18 protein-coding genes and 2 tRNA genes are annotated in these 19,807 nt (G+C 51.1%); 8 read left to right on the top strand and 12 right to left on the bottom strand.

Annotation, left to right across the window (positions count from 1 at the left end; genetic code table 11):
- Positions 1-11 precede the first annotated feature (11 nt).
- A complete protein-coding gene (locus ACESOH_RS09275; protein ID WP_373100890.1) occupies positions 12-2,069 on the bottom strand; it encodes an ABC transporter permease in 2,058 nt (685 codons plus the stop codon).
- A gap of 66 nt (positions 2,070-2,135) precedes the next feature.
- A complete protein-coding gene (locus tag ACESOH_RS09270) occupies positions 2,136-3,176 on the bottom strand; it encodes an ABC transporter substrate-binding protein (RefSeq protein WP_373100889.1) in 1,041 nt (346 codons plus the stop codon).
- Positions 3,177-3,419: 243 nt separating this feature from the next.
- Here ACESOH_RS09270 and udk point away from each other — a divergent pair, with 243 nt between their 5' ends.
- From udk to ACESOH_RS09250, 4 genes are all read left to right on the top strand, one after another.
- Positions 3,420-4,061 carry a uridine kinase gene (gene udk / locus ACESOH_RS09265; RefSeq protein WP_373100888.1) on the top strand — a complete coding sequence of 214 codons (642 nt, stop codon included), beginning with the start codon at positions 3,420-3,422 and terminating at the stop codon, positions 4,059-4,061.
- Positions 4,062-4,073: 12 nt separating this feature from the next.
- Positions 4,074-4,655: a dCTP deaminase gene (gene dcd, locus ACESOH_RS09260; protein ID WP_032091821.1), complete on the top strand. Its 582-nt coding sequence runs from the start codon at positions 4,074-4,076 to the stop codon at positions 4,653-4,655.
- Positions 4,656-4,658: 3 nt separating this feature from the next.
- A complete protein-coding gene (locus ACESOH_RS09255; RefSeq protein WP_373100887.1) occupies positions 4,659-5,996 on the top strand; it encodes an AsmA-like C-terminal region-containing protein in 1,338 nt (445 codons plus the stop codon).
- A 63-nt stretch (positions 5,997-6,059) separates the two neighbouring features.
- Positions 6,060-7,250: a sugar transporter gene (locus tag ACESOH_RS09250; RefSeq protein ID WP_373100886.1), complete on the top strand. Its 1,191-nt coding sequence runs from the start codon at positions 6,060-6,062 to the stop codon at positions 7,248-7,250.
- Between the two features lie 71 nt (positions 7,251-7,321).
- Here the strand turns inward: ACESOH_RS09250 and der are convergent, their stop codons facing one another.
- The 4 genes from der to dnaQ form a co-directional block, all read right to left on the bottom strand.
- Positions 7,322-8,857 (bottom strand): ribosome biogenesis GTPase Der, encoded by a 1,536-nt coding sequence (der, locus tag ACESOH_RS09245; RefSeq protein ID WP_373100885.1) that lies wholly within the window; start codon positions 8,855-8,857, stop codon positions 7,322-7,324.
- Between the two features lie 200 nt (positions 8,858-9,057).
- Positions 9,058-9,134: transfer RNA gene (locus ACESOH_RS09240), tRNA-Asp, on the bottom strand.
- A gap of 21 nt (positions 9,135-9,155) precedes the next feature.
- Positions 9,156-9,232: transfer RNA gene (locus ACESOH_RS09235), tRNA-Asp, on the bottom strand.
- A gap of 87 nt (positions 9,233-9,319) precedes the next feature.
- Positions 9,320-10,081 (bottom strand): DNA polymerase III subunit epsilon, encoded by a 762-nt coding sequence (gene dnaQ, locus ACESOH_RS09230; protein WP_032093567.1) that lies wholly within the window; start codon positions 10,079-10,081, stop codon positions 9,320-9,322.
- A 71-nt stretch (positions 10,082-10,152) separates the two neighbouring features.
- Between dnaQ and rnhA the strand changes: the two genes are divergently transcribed.
- Positions 10,153-10,617, top strand: coding sequence for a ribonuclease HI (gene rnhA, locus ACESOH_RS09225; protein WP_373100884.1), 465 nt, complete (start codon positions 10,153-10,155; stop codon positions 10,615-10,617).
- Between the two features lie 96 nt (positions 10,618-10,713).
- Here the strand turns inward: rnhA and manA are convergent, their stop codons facing one another.
- The 6 genes from manA to ACESOH_RS09195 all read right to left on the bottom strand — a co-directional run bounded on the left by manA (position 10,714) and on the right by ACESOH_RS09195 (position 15,783).
- A complete protein-coding gene (gene manA, locus ACESOH_RS09220) occupies positions 10,714-11,928 on the bottom strand; it encodes a mannose-6-phosphate isomerase, class I (protein ID WP_373100883.1) in 1,215 nt (404 codons plus the stop codon).
- Positions 11,925-12,413: a DUF986 family protein gene (locus ACESOH_RS09215; protein WP_032093570.1), complete on the bottom strand. Its 489-nt coding sequence runs from the start codon at positions 12,411-12,413 to the stop codon at positions 11,925-11,927. Before ACESOH_RS09215 ends, manA begins: the two co-directional genes overlap by 4 nt.
- A 61-nt stretch (positions 12,414-12,474) precedes the next feature.
- Complete coding sequence (locus ACESOH_RS09210; RefSeq protein ID WP_032093571.1) at positions 12,475-13,311, bottom strand: PTS mannose transporter subunit IID; 837 nt, start codon at positions 13,309-13,311, stop codon at positions 12,475-12,477.
- A 12-nt stretch (positions 13,312-13,323) separates the two neighbouring features.
- Positions 13,324-14,127 (bottom strand): PTS mannose/fructose/sorbose transporter subunit IIC, encoded by an 804-nt coding sequence (locus ACESOH_RS09205; RefSeq protein ID WP_032093572.1) that lies wholly within the window; start codon positions 14,125-14,127, stop codon positions 13,324-13,326.
- A 12-nt stretch (positions 14,128-14,139) separates the two neighbouring features.
- Positions 14,140-15,120, bottom strand: coding sequence for a PTS mannose transporter subunit IIAB (gene manX, locus ACESOH_RS09200; protein ID WP_373100882.1), 981 nt, complete (start codon positions 15,118-15,120; stop codon positions 14,140-14,142).
- Positions 15,121-15,447: 327 nt separating this feature from the next.
- Positions 15,448-15,783: a DUF496 family protein gene (locus ACESOH_RS09195; protein WP_032093574.1), complete on the bottom strand. Its 336-nt coding sequence runs from the start codon at positions 15,781-15,783 to the stop codon at positions 15,448-15,450.
- 204 nt (positions 15,784-15,987) lie between these two features.
- Here ACESOH_RS09195 and serC point away from each other — a divergent pair, with 204 nt between their 5' ends.
- The 3 genes from serC (at position 15,988) to aroA (ending at position 19,610) form a co-directional block, all read left to right on the top strand.
- Entirely contained in the window at positions 15,988-17,070 is a 1,083-nt protein-coding gene (gene serC, locus ACESOH_RS09190) for a 3-phosphoserine/phosphohydroxythreonine transaminase (RefSeq protein ID WP_032093576.1), read from the top strand.
- Between the two features lie 66 nt (positions 17,071-17,136).
- Positions 17,137-18,237, top strand: coding sequence for a histidinol-phosphate transaminase (hisC, locus tag ACESOH_RS09185; protein ID WP_373100881.1), 1,101 nt, complete (start codon positions 17,137-17,139; stop codon positions 18,235-18,237).
- 80 nt (positions 18,238-18,317) lie between these two features.
- Entirely contained in the window at positions 18,318-19,610 is a 1,293-nt protein-coding gene (gene aroA, locus ACESOH_RS09180) for a 3-phosphoshikimate 1-carboxyvinyltransferase (protein WP_373100913.1), read from the top strand.
- Positions 19,611-19,807: the final 197 nt, after the last annotated feature.

The raw sequence follows: 19,807 nt of genomic DNA, 5'->3' as shown, positions 1-19,807 counted from the left end.
CTTGTTCTTGTTCAGTTCATTTTTTTCGCTTTGGAGCGGGCAATGCGGGTATCGCCGATCAGCCAGTCGAACAGCAGGATAATGCTCATCATCACGATAATCAGAATCGAGCCGTAGGCAATGGCTACGCCGTATTCACCGTCTTCCACGCGGTTTAAAATATACGCGGTCGCCACGCGGGTGTCGGCGGTGACCAGGAAAATAATGGCGCTGACGGTAGTCATGGCGCGCACGAAACTGGTGACCAGCGCGGACAGCAGCGCTGGTTTTAACAGTGGCAGCACAATGAACCAGATGGTTTTCAGCGAGCTGCCTTTTAACGACAGCGAGGCTTCGTCCAGCGATTTGTCCAGCTGTCCCAGCCCGGCAATGGCGGCGCGCATACCGATAGGCAGGTCGCGCATAACCATGGAAATAATAATGATAATGCCGGTGCCGGTGATATACATCGGGGCGCTGTTGAACGCCAGAATATAGGAGACGCCGGCAACGGTGCCGGGGACGGCAAAACACAGCATGGCGAGAAACTCGAGGCTTTTTTTGCCCTGAAAATCTTTGCGTACCACAATATAGGCGATTAACAGGCCGAATAACGCCGTCAGCGGTGCGGCGATAGCGGCGTAAATCAGCGTGTTGATTAGTGAAGGCCAGGCACCGTCGCTGAATCCCTGCCCGAACAGCATGCTGTAGTTTTGCAGGGTCAGCGTGTAGTTGACGCCCCAGTTGACGGTGAAACTGCCGTAAAAAATACTGCCGTAGAGTACCAGATTAAACAGCACCCACAGGCTGAGCAGGGTGATAATCGTATATTTGAGGCCGGCCGGCAGTTCCTGCACATCGCCGCGGTAGGATTTGCCGGACACCGTGACATAAGAGCGGTTGCCGATCCATAAATATTGAATAATGAACACGCCCAGCGAGAAGATCAACAGCATAGAGCCCAGCGTACTGGCTGAGGCGTAATCCAGCTGCGAGCCGGCGATATAAAAATAAATCTGGGTGGCGATAACATCAAAACTGCCGCCGAGTACCAGCGGATTACTGAAATCGGCCAGAGACTGAATGAAAATGATTAAAAAGGAATTTGCCAGCGCCGGTCGCAACAGCGGGAAAATAATGTGATAGAACGTCTGGTAACGGTTGGCGCGCAGAGTGTAGGAGGCTTCTTCAATCGACGGATGAATGGATTTTAACGCGCCGTCCAGAATCATAAACGAAATCGGGGCGAAAGCCAGAATCTGTGCAATCGCAATACCAGTGAAACCGTACAGCCAGTTATGGTTGGTGAAGCCCAGATAGGTATCCAGAAATTCGGTGACATAGCCCGAACGCCCCAGCATTAAGGTCACGCCTAACCCTACGACAAAAGGCGGGGTGACGATGGGTAAAATGGAAAAGATTTTACCGATGAACGCCGTACGTCTGGCGATGCGGGTGGTGTACAGGGCAAAGGCCAGACCGAATACGGTCGAGATCACGCCGACAAAACCGGACAACAGCAGCGAATTGGTGATAATCCGCAGGATATATTGCTGGCCGAGAATACGCACGACCTGCTGCGGCGCAAAGGTATCGCCGTCATAAAACATGGAAATAAAGATCGCAATGGTCGGATAAACGATAAAGAAAAAAATCAGTAAAATCACGGCGATCAAGGCGGCGAGGATAAATTTATCGCCCTGCATGACTTTTAATTTCGCCAGCGCCAGAGTCGCAAGTGCGGTCAGACTGAGGAGTAAAACCAGCGTGGAGTAACCCATGCTGATTTTATACAGGCTGGCGCTGATAAAGGCGAATAAAACGGTAAAGCCCACCAGATAAAGCTCCGCTTTGGCCTGTTTGGCAAGCGGGAGTTTCAGTAACGGCAGAACAAGAAAACCTGCCAGCGGTAAAAACCACAGTATAGTCAGATTAAAAGAAGACCAGCCCATGGCATCGAACAGTTCATCGGAGGTGCTTTCCAGCAGACCGTAATCCAGTGCCGTGGAAGGAAGAATAAGAAATGCGCTAAAGGCGAGCAGCACCCAAAACGTTGCGCGGTCGGTCATCGGTAATGTTGCGGAATTCATAATGCCTCGCAGAAAAAAGCAAGAATGCGGCAATGACACAACCGCATTCTTGCAGACAGATGGTAATTATTGTGCCAGTTTAACGTCATTGACCCATTTATTAATTAAGCGTTTGCGCTCGTCCGCCGCGCCGTATTTCTCAAAATCATAATTGATCAGATTCAGCTTGGTCGGGTCAAAGGCGACCGGCGATTGTTGCGCCGTGCGGTTAGTCAGTGTCTGGAAGGATTTACCTTTTTTCCATGCCACTTCCTGCCCTTCTTTGGATAACGCCCAATCCACGAACAGTTTGGCGTTGTCCATATTGCGCGCGCCTTTGATAATGCTGACGCCGCCCAATTCATAGCCGGTGCCTTCGCACGGCACGATCATTTCAATCGGGGCGCCTTGTTGTTTTTCCAAGGCATAATCATGTAAGAAACCGATGCCCACCGTGGTTTCGCCGCGTGCCGTATTGCGTGAAGGCGTGACGCCGGATTTGGTGTACTGGGAAATATTTGGATGTAATTGTTTGAAAAATTCAAAGGCCTGATCTTCTCCCCACAGCTGCACAAAGGTGGCGATTGCGGTATAAGCCGTGCCGGAACTTTGCGGGTCGGCGATTTGAATTTCGTTTTTCAGCCGCGGATCGGTCAAATCTTTCCAGCATTTCGGCATCTCATCAATACCCAGTTTTTTCAAACGCTCGGTGTTGACCGCAAAACCTAAAATGCCCATATAAATGGCGGAACTCAAATTGCCTTTTACTTTCGCCGGATCCTGAAAACGGTCGACGATTTCCGCCACGTTCGGGGAGCGGTAGGCTTCCAGCAAGCCCAATTCACCGGCCTGAGATTGCGGATCCAAAGTGCCGCCGTACCAAACATCGGCCTGCGGATTATTTTTTTCCGCTTCGATTTTGGCAAAGGTGCTGCCCGAACCGTTGCGGATAAACGCCGTTTTTACATCATATTTGGCGCCGAACGCCTGCGTTTCCGCTTCACACATTTCGTTGGTCGCGCTGCAATATACGACTAAACGGCCTTTTGCGTTCGCCGGCGCAGCAGCCAGTAAAGCTGCGCTTAAAAGTGCGGTCGAAATCGCAAGAGAAATTTTGTTTCGCATCATAACGGATATCCTCCATGCTTTTATGGTTATTATAAATCAATCAAAATGTGGTGCGGTTTGGCGCTGCACCCGATTTTGAATGAGGCGTATGCTACACGAAAGCCGGCGCAAATAACGTGAAGGGAATCACAGAATACGATATTGCGCGGTTTTATTTGCGTATCTTGCGCTAAATCATTATCCAAACTCCGAATTTTTCTTTATAATTGCCCGTTATCGTATTCATTCATTCGGACCGTCAATATGTCAGAGCCATCCTGTATTATTATCGCTATCGCCGGCGCCTCGGCATCGGGCAAAAGTTTAATCGCCTCCACTATCCATAAAGAACTGCGCGAGGAAATCGGCTGCGATGATATCGGCATTATTTCGGAAGACAGCTATTATCGGGATCAAAGTCATCTGGCATTCGAAGAGCGGATTAAAACCAATTACGATCACCCGAATTCCATGGACCGGCATTTGCTGATTGAACACCTGCAAACGTTAAAATCCGGTCGGGCGGTGGATATTCCGGTGTACAGCTATGTGGAGCATACGCGCACCGGCGAAGTGACGCATTTTGCGCCGAAAAAAGTGATTATTCTGGAAGGAATTTTACTGCTGACCGACGAACGGGTGCGGCAGGAAGCCCATATCTCGGTGTTTGTGGATACTCCGCTGGATATTTGTTTTATCCGCCGCTTAAAACGCGATATGCAAGAGCGCGGGCGTTCGCTGCAATCGGTGATTGACCAATACCGCGCCACGGTACGTCCGATGTTTTTACAGTTTATCGAACCGTCGAAACAATATGCCGATATTATCGTGCCGCGCGGCGGTAAAAACCGCATTGCGATCAATATGCTGAAAGCGCAGATCCGGCATTTGTTAGGCAAAAAATAAGGATTAACGGTTATGAGATTATGCGATACCGATATTGAACGTTATCTGGATGACGGCATTATTTCGCTAACGCCGCGTCCGTCCAACGATAAAATCAATGGCGCCACCATTGATGTGCGTTTGGGCAATTCTTTCCGCGTGTTTCGGGAACATACCGCGCCTTATATCGATTTAAGCGGGCAGAAAGAGGAAGTGACCGCGCAGCTCAACGCCGTGATGAGCGAAGAAATCGTGATTGCCGACGGCGAGGCGTTTTTTCTGCATCCCGGTGAACTGGCGCTGGCGACAACGCTGGAAGCGGTAAAATTACCGGATAATATTATCGGCTGGCTGGACGGCCGTTCCTCACTGGCGCGGCTGGGGCTGATGGTGCATGTTACCGCACACCGTATCGATCCGGGTTGGGAAGGGAAAATCGTGCTGGAATTTTTTAATTCCGGCAAATTGCCGCTGGCGCTGCGACCGAATATGGTGATTGGCGCGCTGAGTTTTGAAGTGCTGAGCGGTAACGCCGCCCGGCCTTATAATCGCCGGCGCGATGCCAAATATAAAAACCAGCAGACCGCCGTGGCAAGCCGGATTAGCGAGGATTAGACGATGTGGAAAAAGATCGCGCTAAGTGTTATGGTTGTCGTTATTGCGATCTTCTCAATGATGTATGTGCAAAAAGATCGGTTGGAACGTCAGGTGACAGCGGGTTTACACAAGCACGGCATTCAATTTGAAAAACTGGATTTTCAGTTTTTTCTTTCTCCTAAGCTGACGCTGGAAGGTGTTGGTTTTACCCTGGATCAGGGGCGTTCCTTTGCCTTTGAGCAAATCGACATTACGCTGAATCCGCTTTACAGTTTGATCGGCGATGTGCGTTTGTCCGCCATTGCGTTACATCAGGGACGGCTGACCAAGCCGGATTGGCATGCCGTCGATATTCTGATAAAACCGACCGCACTTTGTCTGGAAGATTTACCGCATGTGATGAATTTTATCACCACGCAGGAAATTGCGCCGGACGCCTTGTGGTCGGCGGATAAATGGCGCTATTTCGTGCGGCTCGGCGCGCAGGATGCGTTTGACAACCGGATTGATCTGCAAACCGAGGTGTTCTTTTCCGGTCTGGAGACCGAATTCAACCGGCTGGAACTGGCGTTGAATTTACATCAACCGCTCTATGGCGATAAAAAACAGTTCGAATTCAGTCTGGATCAAGGCATTTTTTCTACTCACCAAAACGGGCATCATATTCTGATTTTGAAGGATCTCAGCTCGAATAAAGAAACTTTCCGCTATATTAATGTGGATTTAAATCGGCAGGAAGATACGCTTGTCGGCTATTTGGTCAATGCCGAAATGGCGAATATCCGGTTTAAACTTGCGCCGGGCGCGGAAGAGGGTGTCAATCGTCTGGAAATAACGGGCAAAGCCGTGGCGCTGGGAAAATGGCTCAATATGTTAAAACTGCCGAAAGTGATCTCGGGAAAAGGAGATGTGCGGGCGGAGATTGATTTTGACCGATGGCATATGCGCTCGGGACAGGCCGCCTTGGAAATCGCGGACGGTGAGTTTAATGGTCTGAATTTGCTGACTATTATCGCCCAGCATCTGCCGATTAATTATGATCCGGAAGCGCTACAGAACGCCAACAGTCAATTCAAACGGTTGCAGGCCGATTTGCGCTGGGATGACGCTATCATGCTGATTGATCATGTCCGGCTGGTTAATCGGGATATTCGACTGTTCGGCAAAGGCATGGTGGAGCTTGACCGTATGCGCTGCGACATCACACTTAATATCGGTGTAACCGATGAAAAATATCAGGATTTCACCTTGCCGGTGCGTTTTTTCGATAACTGCTATGCGCCGCAATATAAAATTGAAATGACGCAGGATATCCGGCATCAGATTCGGGAATTACTGCGCCAGAAACTTGCGCGTTAAAGGTGACATTTCATACCGGAGTGCTAAAATAGCAGCGCTTTTTTCTCGTCCGAGACAGGATTCATGTTATCACCGAAAATCGTTCGCCGTGTTAAACTCTGGCGCGTTATTTGTCTGGCGTTTTCCGCCTTTATTTTCAATACCACGGAATTTATTCCGGTCGCGCTGTTATCCGATATTGCGCAGGGTTTTCATATGCCGGTGGCGCAGACCGGCCTGATGATTACCATTTATGCCTGGATTGTCTCGCTGCTGTCGCTGCCGTTTATGTTGCTCACCGCGAAACTGGAACGCCGTGCTTTGCTGATTAAACTATTTATTTTGTTTATTGTCAGCCATGTGCTTTCGGCCTGTGCCTGGAATTTCTGGGTGCTGCTGATTTCCCGTATCGGTGTGGCGGTAACGCACGCGATATTCTGGTCGATCACCGCCTCATTGGCGGTGCGTTTGGCGCCGAAAGACAAAAAAGCGCAGGCGCTCGGGCTGTTGGCGATGGGCAGTGCGCTGGCGATGGTGCTGGGATTGCCGCTCGGACGCCTGATCGGTCAGGCGCTGGGCTGGCGCGCGACGTTTGCGGTTATTGCGTTGATTGCCGCGCTCGTGCTGCTGTTACTGTATAAATTATTACCGCACTTAGTCAGCCTCAACGCCGGCTCGCTGCGCAGTGTGCCGCAGCTGTTTAAACGCCCGTTGCTGGTCAGCCTGTATGGGTTGACCGTGCTGGTGGTGTCGGCGCATTTCACCGCTTACAGTTATATTGAGCCTTTTATGCTGACCATTGCTCGCATGGCGCCGGGGCTGACTACCGCCGTGTTGCTGGTGTTCGGGCTGTCCGGCATTGTGGCCAGTTTGCTGTTTAACCGTTTTCACCGTTTCGGGCCGGCGAAATTTTTACTTTCGTCGATGGCGCTGCTGACCTTGTCGTTATGCTTATTGCTGGTGCTGAGCGGAAGTGAAACGCTACAGTTTATGCTGGTGTTTATTTGGGGAATCGGGATCGCGGGTATCGGTCTGAGCCTGCAGGTGCGGGTATTGCAGCTGGCGCCGGATGCCACCGATGTGGCGATGGCGATTTATTCCGGCATTTATAATATCGGCATCGGCGGCGGGGCGTTAATCGGTAATCAGATTATGCATGTTATCGGGTTGCGCTATGTCGGTGTTATCGGCGGCGCGCTGGCATTGCTTGCCACGCTGTTGTTTGTTTACCTGCATTTGCGTTTTCGCCATTTGCCGATTAAAGCCATTCAGTAAAGCGAAAAGTGCGGTGAAAAACAGCGCTATTTTTCACCGCACTTTAGCTTGCCTTTCGCCTTGAACGGGCATTATTTTTTCGCTTTTTTAATGAATTTCATCAAGCGTTTGCGCTTGCGCAGCTGAGTCGGCGTCAGTTTATTGCGCTTGCCGGCAAACGGGTTGTTGCCTTCCTGAAACAGCAGACGAATCGGCGAACCGATGATGTTCAGACTGCGGCGATAATAGTTGGATAAATAGCGTTTATAGCTGTCCGGCAGGCGGTCGATCTGGTTGCCGTGCACCACAATAATCGGCGGATTATAACCGCCCGGATGGGCATATTTCAGTTTAATGCGGCGCCCGCTCATCATCGGCGGCTGATGCTCATCGGTGGCCATTTGTAAAATCCGGGTCAGCATGGAAGTGGTGATTTTCCGTGTGGCGCAGGCATAAGCTTCGCGGATCGATTCAAACAGATTACCCACACCGCTGCCGTGCAGGGCGGAGATAAAATGCACGCGGGCGAAGTCGATAAAATCCAGCCGGCGATCCAACTCCGATTTCACCTGATCTTTAATTTCCTGATCCAGACCGTCCCATTTATTCACCACGATAACCAGCGAACGCCCGGCATTGAGAATAAAGCCGAGCAGCGATAAATCCTGATCGGAAATCCCTTCGCGCGCATCAATGGTGAGCAGCACCACATTGGCGTCCTGAATGGCCTGTAAGGTTTTGATTACGGAGAATTTTTCCACCGTCAGATGAACTTTGCCGCGTTTGCGTACGCCGGCGGTGTCGATCAGCGTGTATTGCTGGCCGTCACGTTCCATCGGAATATAAATGCTGTCGCGGGTGGTGCCGGGCAGGTCATAGACTACCACGCGATCTTCACCTAAAATCCGGTTGGTCAGGGTGGATTTGCCCACATTTGGGCGCCCGACAATGGCGATTTTAATGGTTTTATCCTCATCCGCCTGTTGTTCCGCTAAGGCGTCGTCCAGTAATTCGGTATCTTCCTGATTGTCGAAATCGAACTCCCGTTCCCATTCGTCCTGCGTGTCATCTTCGTTCTCATCATGTTGCGGGGAATCTTGCTCCGTATTTGGGTCGGCGGCAGACGGTTGTTCCGCCAGCGGCATCAGCACCTGCTCCATCAGCGCGGTGACACCGCGGCCTTGCGAGGCGGCGATTTGCGCAATCTCACCCAGACCAAGCTGATAAAATTCCGCGCAATGGGAATCGGCATCAATGCCGTCAGTTTTATTGGCCACCACCACGGTGAGCTTATTTTGCCGCTGGCGCAGATAATTGGCGATGCCGATATCCGCCGCCGTAAGCCCGGCGCGCGCGTCAACCAGAAACAGCACCACATCCGCTTCCTCAATGGCGAGCAGCGATTGCTGCGCCATTTTTTCTTCCACGCCTTGTTCCGTGCCGTCGATACCGCCGGTGTCGATCACGATAAAATCATGGCCGGCAATATTGGCCTGACCGTATTTGCGATCGCGGGTCAGACCGGGAAAGTCGGCCACCAGCGCATCCCGGGTGCGGGTCAGCCGGTTAAATAAAGTCGATTTGCCTACATTAGGGCGCCCGACCAGCGCAACGACGGGAGTTGTCATAAAAAACCTCTTTATTATCAACCGCACTTTGCGGTATTTTTCAGTGGGGGGCATTATAGCGGATTTCGGCGGGAATGAAAAATTGATCTGCGGCAGGCAACGGTGCGGCGGCATCGCCGTTCGGCGTGTGGCAAAAACACAGGCCGGAAAAATAAAAAGCACCCTGAAGGTGCTTGACAGATTTTTTAACGCGGGCAAACTGGCGGAACGGACGGGACTCGAACCCGCGACCCCCTGCGTGACAGGCAGGTATTCTAACCAGCTGAACTACCGCTCCGTATTTGCGCGGTTAAAAAATTGGCGGAACGGACGGGACTCGAACCCGCGACCCCCTGCGTGACAGGCAGGTATTCTAACCAGCTGAACTACCGCTCCGCGTAAGTGTGAGGCATGATAATCGCGAATAGCATGTGCGTCAAGCGATTTTTATGCTTTGCCGCCCGGTTGCTTAATCCATGAACGTTAATGCACGCTTTCGCCTTCCGGCGCGTTGTCCCACAGGCAGTTATCCTTACTTTTTTTGTTGATCAGTTTGAGATATTCCTGATGCGCCTGCCATTCTTCTTCGCTCGGTTGCAGCAGTTTCAAATTGTGGGAAAAAACCACCGCACTTTGCTGCTCTGCGGCGGAGGTGCTGTACAGGGTTTCCTGCTCATTTTCATCAAACAGGCTGGTCTGGCCGCCGGTCATCGCCAGATACACATCGCCCAGAATCTCCGCATCCAGTAACGCGCCGTGCAGGGTACGTTTACTGTTATCAATATTTAACCGTTCGCACAGCGCATCCAGATTGTTGCGCTTGCCGGGATAGGCCTTACGCGCCATTTGCAGGGTATCGGTGACCAGACAGATCTCTTCGGTTTTAAGCTTGATGCCGTGTTTGCCGAATTCATAATCCATAAAGCCCACATCGAAGGGCGCGTTATGGATCAGCAGCTCCGCGCCTTTGATAAATTCAATAAATTCCTGCGCCACCGCCGCAAATGCCGGTTTATCCTGCAACATCTCGTCGGTGATACCGTGCACTTTGACCGCCTCCGGATCCACCGGGCGATCGGGTTTGATGTATAAATGCAGTTTGCGCCCGGTATAACGGCGGTTAATCATTTCCACCGCACCGATTTCAATAATACAATGGCCTTCGTAATGGGCGCCGAACTGGTTCATGCCGGTGGTTTCCGTATCCAGCACGATCTGGCGATTAGGATGAATGTCGATTGTCATGGTTTTGCTATATCTTTAACTCAATTTGCGCTATTATCGCCTGATTTATACAAAATGAGTAGTCTAAATTTATGCGCAAACAAATTGACATTTTCACCGACGGTTCCTGTCTGGGCAATCCCGGTGCCGGCGGTATCGGCATTTTGCTGCGGTACGGGCAGCATGAAAAACAGCTTTCGCAGGGCTATTTCCGCACCACCAATAACCGCATGGAACTGCTGGCGGTGATTATCGCCCTGCAAAGTCTGAAAGAACCTTGCGCGGTGGTGCTGCATAGCGACAGCCAATATATGAAAAACGGCATTACGCAATGGATTCACAACTGGAAAAAAAATAACTGGAAAGCCGCCAGCGGAAAGGCGGTGAAAAATCAGGATCTGTGGATCGCGCTGGATAACGCGGTTCAGCCGCATCAGATCCGCTGGCAATGGGTAAAAGGCCACAGCGGACATCGGGAAAACGAAATTTGTGATCAGCTGGCCAAACAGGGCGCGGAACATCCGACCCTGAACGATGAAGGCTATACGGCGGAATAGAAATAAAGGGCAACGGCAGAGAAAAAGTGCGGTGGTTTTTTAGACAGTTTTTAATAAAACAACGAAAAAAACCACCGCACTTTTCGATGGAAAGGATCAAGGTGATGGCGGCAGACTTGCCAGCACGGCGTAACCTGCCCGCATCCCTTCTGCGCGATATGAGGTGTCTGCGCAGATAAAGGCGGAATCCCCCCGTTTCAGGTGCAGCGCGGTGTGTGCGGCAGTCAGCGTGATTTCACCGTCCATCACCAGTAAAATCGCCGCACTTTGCGCCTGTAAAGCGTGTTTTTCGCCGTCGGTATAATGAACACAGGTCAGGGCGAAATCCTTGGCCGGCGTGTGATAGGTAAATACCGCCCGGTTGTGCGGTGCGACGGGAATAATCGTCGGCTCCACTTGGCGGCAATCCACCACTTTCAGCAATTCGGCAATATCCACATGTTTTGGCGTCAGACCGCCGCGAATAACGTTATCGGAGCAGGCCATTAATTCGATATTCTGCCCGCGCAGATAGGCGTGCGGAATGCCGGCGTCCTGATAAATGCCTTCGCCCGGTCTGATATGCACGATATTAAACAGATAGAAGCAGACTAAACCCGGATCCAGATTATCGGCCGGGATAGCCATCGCCTCCAGCGTGTATAGCAGCCAATAGTCGGGGTTGTCCGGGGTCAGTCGGCCGGCGGCGTAAGCGGCCTGGTGTTGTGCGATAATCGGGTGTAGCCAGTGGGCGAGCTGTGCCGGTGAGGCTTGCATAATATCGGCATAAAAGCCGTGCAAATCCTGAGTGTGCAGTTTATCCGCCAACGGCGCCAGCGACGGACGGGCGTTGAGCGCGGCGATAATTTTTGCCTTCGCTTTAAAACCGTGCAGCAGCCAGAACTCGGACAGCGCGATCATCATTTCCGGTTTGTGGTTATCGTCTTTGTAAGTGCGCTTCGCATCGCTGAGTGCGATGTGCTGCGCGTTTTCGCGCGCAAAGCCGGTTTCCGCTTGTTGTTTGGTCGGGTGCAGTTGAATGGAAAGCGGTTTTTCCACATCCAGAATTTTTAATAAATAAGGCAGCTGATCGCCGAATATCCGGCGGCTGCGGACGCCCAGCGCCTGCGGATGGCGCGTCAAAAACGTATTCAGCGCTTGCGCTTTGCCGTCGATGTCTAATTGCGACGGGGCGGACGGATGAGCGCCGAGCCACCATTCCGCATAATGTTGCTGCGTCCGTTCGGCAACGCCGAGCAGTGCGGGCAGGTAATCTTTGCCGCCCCACACATAATGTTGCAGGCTGCCGTTGAGTTTATAAATACCGGTCATTGGTTTTTCTCCTCGGAAGAGGCGGATTGCGTCGGTTGATAACCGCCGAAAAACGCTACGATTTTCGCCGTATCCTGCGGGTCGTGCAGTGGGGCGGTAAGCCGCTTGCCGTTGGTCAGATCGATCACCAGAATATTGCCGTCGGCGAGATTCACCCGGCGGATTTTAGCATAATCGATAAAAATATTGTCATAGAAAAAGCCGCTTTCTTTCAGCACTAGCACGGGAAAACGGATAAAGGCGATGTACAGGCTGAGGATCACCGACATCGCCAGTAAATACAGGGTGGTCGGGCGAATATTGGCCTGCGTCTGGTACAAAATGATGGCGATAAGCGCGATAAAAATGACGGCATCGATTTTCGCCCGTTTTTTTAACCGCACTTTTAAACGGGTTTTGCCTTTCAGCCGATCCATGCCGAACTGATCATAAAAGGCGTAAACGAAAAACAGCAGAATGCCGAGAAGCAGTATTGTGTCGATCATAATTACGGATAAAAAAGAAACCGGCGGGCGATGAAGCCCGCCGCAATGTCATTGATTGCCGTTAGGCAAGAATGCCTGTCCAGGCGCCGAAGATACCGATAATAAAGATCCCGACGATAATCCATAAGGCGTTGACGCGATTGCGCAATAGCCACATACAGGCAAAAGTGAACAGCAACGGTAACAGACCCGGCATCAGGCTGTCCAGAATGCTTTGTACGGTGGTGGTTTCTACGGTACCGTCTTGTTTTTCAATGACGGACACCACCAGCGGAACGTGAATGCTGGTCCATTTCTGCACCAGCGCGCCCATAATAAACAGACCGAGAATCGAAGCGCCTTCGGTCAGTTTTTGCAGCAAGCCACCGCTCATATCCTGTACCACATCCAGCCCTTTGCGGTAGCCGTAAGTGACGCCGTAGTAACGGGTGGCAAGACGAACCAGATTGAATAATAAGAAGAACAGAACCGGTCCTAGCAGGCTGCCGGTTAAGGCTAATCCCGCACCCAGCGCGGCGAATACCGGACGCGCCGTTCCCCAGTAAATCGGGTCGCCCACCCCGGCCAGCGGCCCCATCAGACCGACTTTGATCCCGTTGATGGCGGCATCGTCGATTTCTTTACCGTTGGCACGCTCTTCTTCCATCGCAATGGTGACGCCCAATACCGGCGCCGCCATAAACGGCTGGGTATTGAAAAATTCCAGATGACGTTTGATCGCATCTTTGCGCTCCTGCGAGTTCGGATCCGGATACAGGCGTTTGATCACCGGTACCATTGAATAGGCGAAACCGAGCGCCTGCATCCGTTCAAAGTTCCATGAACCTTGGAACAGGTTGGAACGCAATACTACGGAGTTTAAATCGCGTTGAGTTACTTTTTTAATTTCTGTTGTCATTTTTCTACCCCGTTAATCTAATCGGTTATCAAGATCGTTGTTGCCGTTTGATACAACCTGCACCACCTGTTTACTTTGATTGTATTTCGGGTGCAGCTGAATATAAAGTGCCGCCATAATTGCGCCCAGTACGCCTAATGCCACCAGGTTGAAATCGGTAAAGGCCGCCACCACGAAACCGGCATAAAAGAACGGCATCAGGTGACCGGCGCGCATCATATTGATGACCATGGCATAACCGACCACGGCGATAATACCGCCGGCGATTTTCAGTCCGTTAGTCACCACTTCCGGAATCGCATGCAGCATGGACTGCACCACATCGGTACCCGCGGTTAACGCCACGATTAATGCCGGAATGGCGATACGCATCGCTTGCAGTAATAGGGCGCTACAGTGGATCCAGTCCAAACGGGTCAGATTACCGTCCTCAATGGATTTGTCCGCCGCATGCTGGAAGCCCACGGTAATGGCGCGCACCACATAGGTTAATACCTGACCGGCTGCCGCCAGCGGAATGGCGATAGCGATACCGGTGGTGATTTCCTGACCGCCGACGATAACCAAAATGGTGGAGATAACGGAGGCCAGTGCCGCATCCGGCGCCAGCGCCGCACCGATATTCATCCAGCCGAGCGCCAACAGTTCCAGAGAACCGCCGACGATAATCCCGGTTGTAATATCGCCCAGCACCAGACCGATCAACGTACAGGCGATTAACGGACGGTGAGTCTGGAATTCGTCGAGAATCGAGCCCATACCGCATATACAGGCGACGATAAAAACGAGTATGACTTGGAGGGTTGAAATTTCCATCGTGAATATTCCTTACACTAAGTTATGTTTTTTTAATAAATCCATCATATACTGACGCGTGTCATTGGAGACTTTGCGCACATCCAGTTCGACGCCCATGCCGTCGATGGTTTTAAAGGCGGCGATATCGTCATCGTCCACGCATACCGCGCTGGTAATCTGTTTTTTGCCTTCTTTATAGGCCATTCCGCCGATATTGATGGATTTCATATCGACACCGGCTTCGAGCAGCTTCAGCACATCGCCGGGATTGGTGAATAACAGCATCACGCGTTCGTTGGCATATTCCGGATTGTTATACACGCGGATCATTTTATCCACGCTGACCACATGGGCGGTGACGCCCGGCGGCGCCACACTTTTCAGCATGGTGGAACGCACCTGATCGTTGGCCACATTGTCATTCACCACAATAATCCGGCTGACCCGGCTTTCTTTGGTCCAGCGGGTCGCGACCTGACCGTGAATCAGGCGATCGTCAATGCGGGCAAGACCGACAATCAGATGACCTTCTTGGTTTGGCCGTACGGCTTGCACCGGCGCTGGCGCTGCCTGCGGTGCGGCCGGTTTTGCTTCAGCTTCAGGTTCTTGTTCGACATATTTTAATGCGCGTACGCCGGTACGACCGGTTTCCAGCGCGATGGCCACCAGTTCCGCCAAATCCGGGCCGTCATCGCGCGCCATAAAGGTTTCCACCAGCATCGGCACGTTGACACCGGTGACAATATCCATATTGTCTTTGCCCTCGGCGACGCGGTTTGCCGCATTGAACGGACTGCCGCCCCAAGTATCCACCAGGAATAAGACCTGATCACAATGGGATAATGTGGTCGATAGTTGTTCCTGATATTTCGCCATAATCGTTTCAGCATTTTCGCCGGGGACGAAATCGATGGTGGCTACGTCATCTTGCTCACCGATCAACATTTCGGTGGTTTTCAGCAGCTGTTTCGCCGCCACACCGTGCGTTGCTATGATGATCGCAATAGTCATTCTGACTCCTTAACAATAATAAAAGTGGATCAAATCAAATAGAATTATTTGACCGGCGGATTTTAAATGAAAACGCTCCAGAATAATGTGATTAGGATCACGAATTTGAGATAAAGATACCGTTGTTTTGTGATATTAGTCACATATCGGCATGGTGAATTAAAAAAGGAATAGGGTTTTAATATTTATTTTTTATATTTTAGAAATAAAACTCCGTTAATTTTTATATCGCATCAGTTTTACGACAGAATCCGCCGGCACAAAATAAAAAAGTGCGGTGAAAATTTCAATCATTTTTCACCGCACTTTAGTGTTTCGGAAAACCGGTTATTTTTTCAGTAACTCGGCATGCGCTTTTTTCTGCCCTTTCATTTTGCCGCTGATTTCGCGCCGCTGTTTGGACAGTTCCGCATTGCGGATGGTGTAATCATCAACCCGGGTTTCATAGTCGTCACGCATATTTTCAATAATGGCGCGCACATCTTCAATGCTCATATCATCGCGGATATATTGGTTCAGATTGTCCAATAACAGCACGCGTTTCTGGTTGTCGCGAATTTTACGATTGTTATCGTCTATATCGCGCAATAATTTATTTTTTAAACGATACATACGCACATACTCTAACACTTCTTGGAACGATTGTTTATTCACGTTTTCCATAATTGATACTCTCTGCCTGTAATTAAAAATAAACCCCGGTTAATGTAGTCTTTTTTGCGCTTTTCGTCAAAGTATTCGCGCGCTTTTTCCGGATAAAAGTAAAAAATGTGCGGAATTTTATAAAAGTCGTTGATTACGCTATGCTGAGGTGATAAAAATACCGAATTATTCTTTATTTCTCCATTATCTCTCAGGAAGTGAAACATGTCGCAAGTATTTAATTTCAGTGCCGGGCCGGCGATGATGCCGCCTGCCGTATTACAACAGGCTCAGCGCGAGTTGCTCAACTGGCAGGCGCAGCAGACTTCGGTCATGGAAGTCAGCCACCGCGGTAAGCTGTTTATGGATCTGATCACGCAGGCGGAGGACGATATCCGCCGGCTTTATCACATTCCCGCAAACTATAAAGTGCTTTTTCTGCAGGGCGGTGCGCGCGGTCAGTTTGCCGCCATTCCGATGAACCTGTGCAACGAAAAAGGCAAAGCGCTGTATTTAACCAGCGGTCACTGGTCGGCGACGGCCGCGAAAGAGGCGCGCTTGTTCTGCGAGGTTGACGAAATGAATATTCTGGCCGAAGGCGAAACGCTGGCGGTGGATAAACTGGATTTCAGCGCCATCGCACCGCAGTACGATTATGTGCATTATTGCCCGAACGAAACCATCAGCGGGGTTGAGATTTTCGAGCTGCCGAAGGTGGGCGATGCAGTGCTGGTTGCCGATATGTCCTCCAATATTCTGTCTCGTGAAATTGATGTAAGCCGATTCGGTCTGATTTATGCCGGCGCGCAAAAAAATTTAGGCCCGGCGGGAATTACCATCGTTATCGTGCGCGAGGATTTGATCGGTAAGGCGCGGACGGCCACGCCGTCCATCTGGAATTATGCGGTGCAGGCGCAAAGCGATTCCATGATCAACACTCCGCCGACATTCGCGTGGTATTTATGTTCGCTGGTCTTTAAGCATTTGCTGGCTACCGGCGGGGTAAGCGCCATGGCGCAGCGCAATCGGGCGAAAGCCGATTTGCTGTATGCCTATTTGGATCAAAGTGATTTTTATCGCAATAACGTGGCAAAAAACAACCGCTCTTTAATGAATGTCACCTTTACCACCGGCAATGACGAATTGAACGCAAAATTTGTTGCGCAGGCGGCGGCGGCCGGATTACAGGCGCTGAAAGGACATAAAGTGCTGGGCGGAATGCGCGCCTCGATTTATAACGCCATGCCGATCGAAGGGGTGGAGGCGCTGATCGCCTTTATGCGTCAATTCGCCGCGCAAAACCGCTGAGCCGCATGCCGCTAAGTGCGTTGCAACGCGCTGAGTTTTCTTCTGTTATAACTGGTAACGAATCCTATGCAATTTATTACTATCGCAAATGAAGGGGTGAAAGCCCTTTCGCCCTATCAGGCGGGCAAGCCTATTGAGGAGCTGGAGCGCGAGCTCGGTATCCGTAATATCGTTAAACTGGCGTCCAATGAAAACCCGTTCGGATTCCCGCCGAGCGCTAAACGCGCGATTGAAAACCGGTTGGATGATCTGACCCGTTATCCCGATGCCAACGGTTTCGAACTCAAAGCGACGATCGCAAAAAAATTCGCCTTGCAGGCAAATCAAATCACCTTGGGAAACGGCTCCAATGAATTGATCGAGCTGTTTGCTCATACCTTTGCCGACAGCGATGATGAAATTATTTATTCGCAATACGCTTTTATTGTCTATCCGCTGATTACCAAGGCGATCAATGCCGTCGCGCGTGAAATTCCGGCCAAAAACTGGGGACATGATCTGGCCGGCTTTCTGGCGGCGATTAACGACAAAACCAAGCTGATTTATATCGCCAATCCGAATAATCCGACCGGCAATTTTTTAACTCAGGCGGAAATCAGTGAATTTTTAGCCCGCGTACCGGAACGGGTCATTGTGGTGCTGGACGAAGCTTATACGGAATTTACCGCGCCGGAGGAACGTGTTGATTCTTTTGCGCTGGTAAAACAGTATCCGAATTTAATCGTCTCCCGTTCCTTATCCAAGGCATACGGTCTGGCGGGGCTGCGCATCGGGTATGCGGTATCGCATCCGGAAATTGCGGATTTATTGAACCGAGTACGGCAGCCGTTCAACTGCAATGCGTTGGCGCAGGTGGCCGCGATTGCCGTGTTAAATGACGACGGCTTTGTGCAAAAAGCGGCGCAAAACAACCGCACCGAAATGCAGCGCTACGAAGATTTCTGCCGACGGCATCAGCTGACCTATATTCCGTCGAAAGGCAATTTTATTACCCTGGATTTTAAACGTCCCGCCGCACCGATCTATGAGGCGCTGCTGCGCGAAGGCGTGATCGTCCGCCCGATAGCCGGTTACGGTATGCCGAATCATTTGCGCGTCAGTATCGGTCTGCCGCAGGAAAACGATAAATTTTTCACCGCACTTTTGAAGGTGTTGAATCAGCGATAACGCATGTTTTGATTCACCGGCGGAGTGCAACATCAGGGCGTCTGTTGTGGCGCCTTGTCATTATGGATAGTGAAACGACCATGGATAAACTCACCCTCAATCCCATTGCCCGTGTTGACGGCGACATTCATTTGCCCGGTTCGAAAAGCCTTTCCAACCGGGCTTTACTGCTGGCGGCGCTTGCCAGAGGAACCACCAAGGTAACTAATTTGCTGGACAGCGATGATATTCGTCATATGCTGAATGCACTGAAAGCCTTGGGCATTACCTATCAATTGTCGGAAGATAAAACGCAGTGCGAGATTCAAGGCGCAGGCGGCGCCTTTCAGTGTCACGACGGCTTGGCGCTGTTTTTAGGCAACGCCGGGACGGCAATGCGTCCGCTGACTGCGGCGTTGTGCCTGCAAGGTGCGGCGGAGGCGGAAGTGGTGCTGACCGGCGAACCGCGCATGAAAGAGCGTCCGATTGCGCATTTAGTGGACGCGCTGCGTCAGGCGGGCGCCGATATTCAGTATCTGGAAAACGAAGGATACCCGCCGCTGGCGATTCGTAACCGCGGTATTCAGGGCGGAAAAGTGCGCATTGACGGCTCGATTTCTTCGCAATTTTTGACCGCACTGTTAATCTCCGCGCCGCTTGGGCAGCAGGACATGGAAATCGACATTATCGGCGAACTGGTTTCTAAGCCTTATATTGATATCACATTGGCGATGATGAAGGATTTCGGCGTAACGGTACGGCATGATCACTACCGGAAGTTTTTTGTGCCGGGCGGTCAGTGCTATATTGCGCCGCAAACCTATCTGGTGGAGGGCGATGCCTCGTCCGCCTCTTATTTTCTTGCTGCGGGCGCCATTAAAGGCAGGGTGAAAGTCAGAGGCATCGGTAAAAATTCCATTCAGGGCGATCGTCTGTTTGCCGAGGTGTTGGAAAAAATGGGCGCGAAAATTACCCGCGGCGATGATTTTATTCAGGCGGAAAAGGGGGAACTGCACGGCATTGATATGGATATGAACCATATTCCCGATGCGGCGATGACCATTGCCACGACGGCGTTATTTGCCTCGGGAGAAACCGTGATCCGCAATATTTATAACTGGCGGGTGAAAGAGACGGATCGTTTGACGGCGATGGCGACCGAACTGCGTAAAGTCGGGGCGGAAGTGGAAGAAGGCGAGGATTTTATCCGTATTCAACCGTTGCCGGCGGATAAATTCCGTCATGCGGAAATCGCCACTTATAATGATCACCGCATGGCAATGTGCTTTGCGCTGGTGGCGTTATCGGATACGCCGGTCACCATTTTGGAGCCGCAATGTACGGCGAAAACTTTTCCGACGTTTTTTGACGAATTTAAGAAAATCGTTGCCTAACATGGCGTGAAGACAGAGCCTTATGCGGCGGTAGCATCAGGTGCTGCCGTTCGCTAACCCGGAAAGGCGGCTGTATCGTGTTATACCGTCGTCGCATCATGACGAGCTGTCGGCGTTCAGTTTTTATTAGAAAAAGAGAAAAGGAAAAAAGGAAAGCGACCACTTGCCGGGGGTAGGTGGTTTTTTTTACTGCCGAA

Origin of the sequence: Necropsobacter rosorum (genome assembly GCF_964241405.1) — a bacterium.
Classification (GTDB): Bacteria; Pseudomonadota; Gammaproteobacteria; order Enterobacterales; family Pasteurellaceae; genus Necropsobacter; species Necropsobacter rosorum.
The sequence above is the reverse complement of the archived record's forward strand: the minus strand, read 5'-3'. Positions and strand labels throughout refer to the sequence as shown.

Excerpts from the sequence above, each read along its gene's own strand:
- ACESOH_RS09275 (WP_373100890.1), bottom strand. The coding sequence starts at position 2,069 with ATGAATTCCGCAACATTACCGATGACCGACCGCGCAACGTTTTGGGTG.
- ACESOH_RS09270 (WP_373100889.1), bottom strand. The coding sequence starts at position 3,176 with ATGATGCGAAACAAAATTTCTCTTGCGATTTCGACCGCACTTTTAAGC.
- udk (WP_373100888.1), top strand. The coding sequence starts at position 3,420 with ATGTCAGAGCCATCCTGTATTATTATCGCTATCGCCGGCGCCTCGGCA.
- dcd (WP_032091821.1), top strand. The coding sequence starts at position 4,074 with ATGAGATTATGCGATACCGATATTGAACGTTATCTGGATGACGGCATT.
- ACESOH_RS09255 (WP_373100887.1), top strand. The coding sequence starts at position 4,659 with ATGTGGAAAAAGATCGCGCTAAGTGTTATGGTTGTCGTTATTGCGATC.
- ACESOH_RS09250 (WP_373100886.1), top strand. The coding sequence starts at position 6,060 with ATGTTATCACCGAAAATCGTTCGCCGTGTTAAACTCTGGCGCGTTATT.
- der (WP_373100885.1), bottom strand. The coding sequence starts at position 8,857 with ATGACAACTCCCGTCGTTGCGCTGGTCGGGCGCCCTAATGTAGGCAAA.
- dnaQ (WP_032093567.1), bottom strand. The coding sequence starts at position 10,081 with ATGACAATCGACATTCATCCTAATCGCCAGATCGTGCTGGATACGGAA.
- rnhA (WP_373100884.1), top strand. The coding sequence starts at position 10,153 with ATGCGCAAACAAATTGACATTTTCACCGACGGTTCCTGTCTGGGCAAT.
- manA (WP_373100883.1), bottom strand. The coding sequence starts at position 11,928 with ATGACCGGTATTTATAAACTCAACGGCAGCCTGCAACATTATGTGTGG.
- ACESOH_RS09215 (WP_032093570.1), bottom strand. The coding sequence starts at position 12,413 with ATGATCGACACAATACTGCTTCTCGGCATTCTGCTGTTTTTCGTTTAC.
- ACESOH_RS09210 (WP_032093571.1), bottom strand. The coding sequence starts at position 13,311 with ATGACAACAGAAATTAAAAAAGTAACTCAACGCGATTTAAACTCCGTA.
- ACESOH_RS09205 (WP_032093572.1), bottom strand. The coding sequence starts at position 14,127 with ATGGAAATTTCAACCCTCCAAGTCATACTCGTTTTTATCGTCGCCTGT.
- manX (WP_373100882.1), bottom strand. The coding sequence starts at position 15,120 with ATGACTATTGCGATCATCATAGCAACGCACGGTGTGGCGGCGAAACAG.
- ACESOH_RS09195 (WP_032093574.1), bottom strand. The coding sequence starts at position 15,783 with ATGGAAAACGTGAATAAACAATCGTTCCAAGAAGTGTTAGAGTATGTG.
- serC (WP_032093576.1), top strand. The coding sequence starts at position 15,988 with ATGTCGCAAGTATTTAATTTCAGTGCCGGGCCGGCGATGATGCCGCCT.
- hisC (WP_373100881.1), top strand. The coding sequence starts at position 17,137 with ATGCAATTTATTACTATCGCAAATGAAGGGGTGAAAGCCCTTTCGCCC.
- aroA (WP_373100913.1), top strand. The coding sequence starts at position 18,318 with ATGGATAAACTCACCCTCAATCCCATTGCCCGTGTTGACGGCGACATT.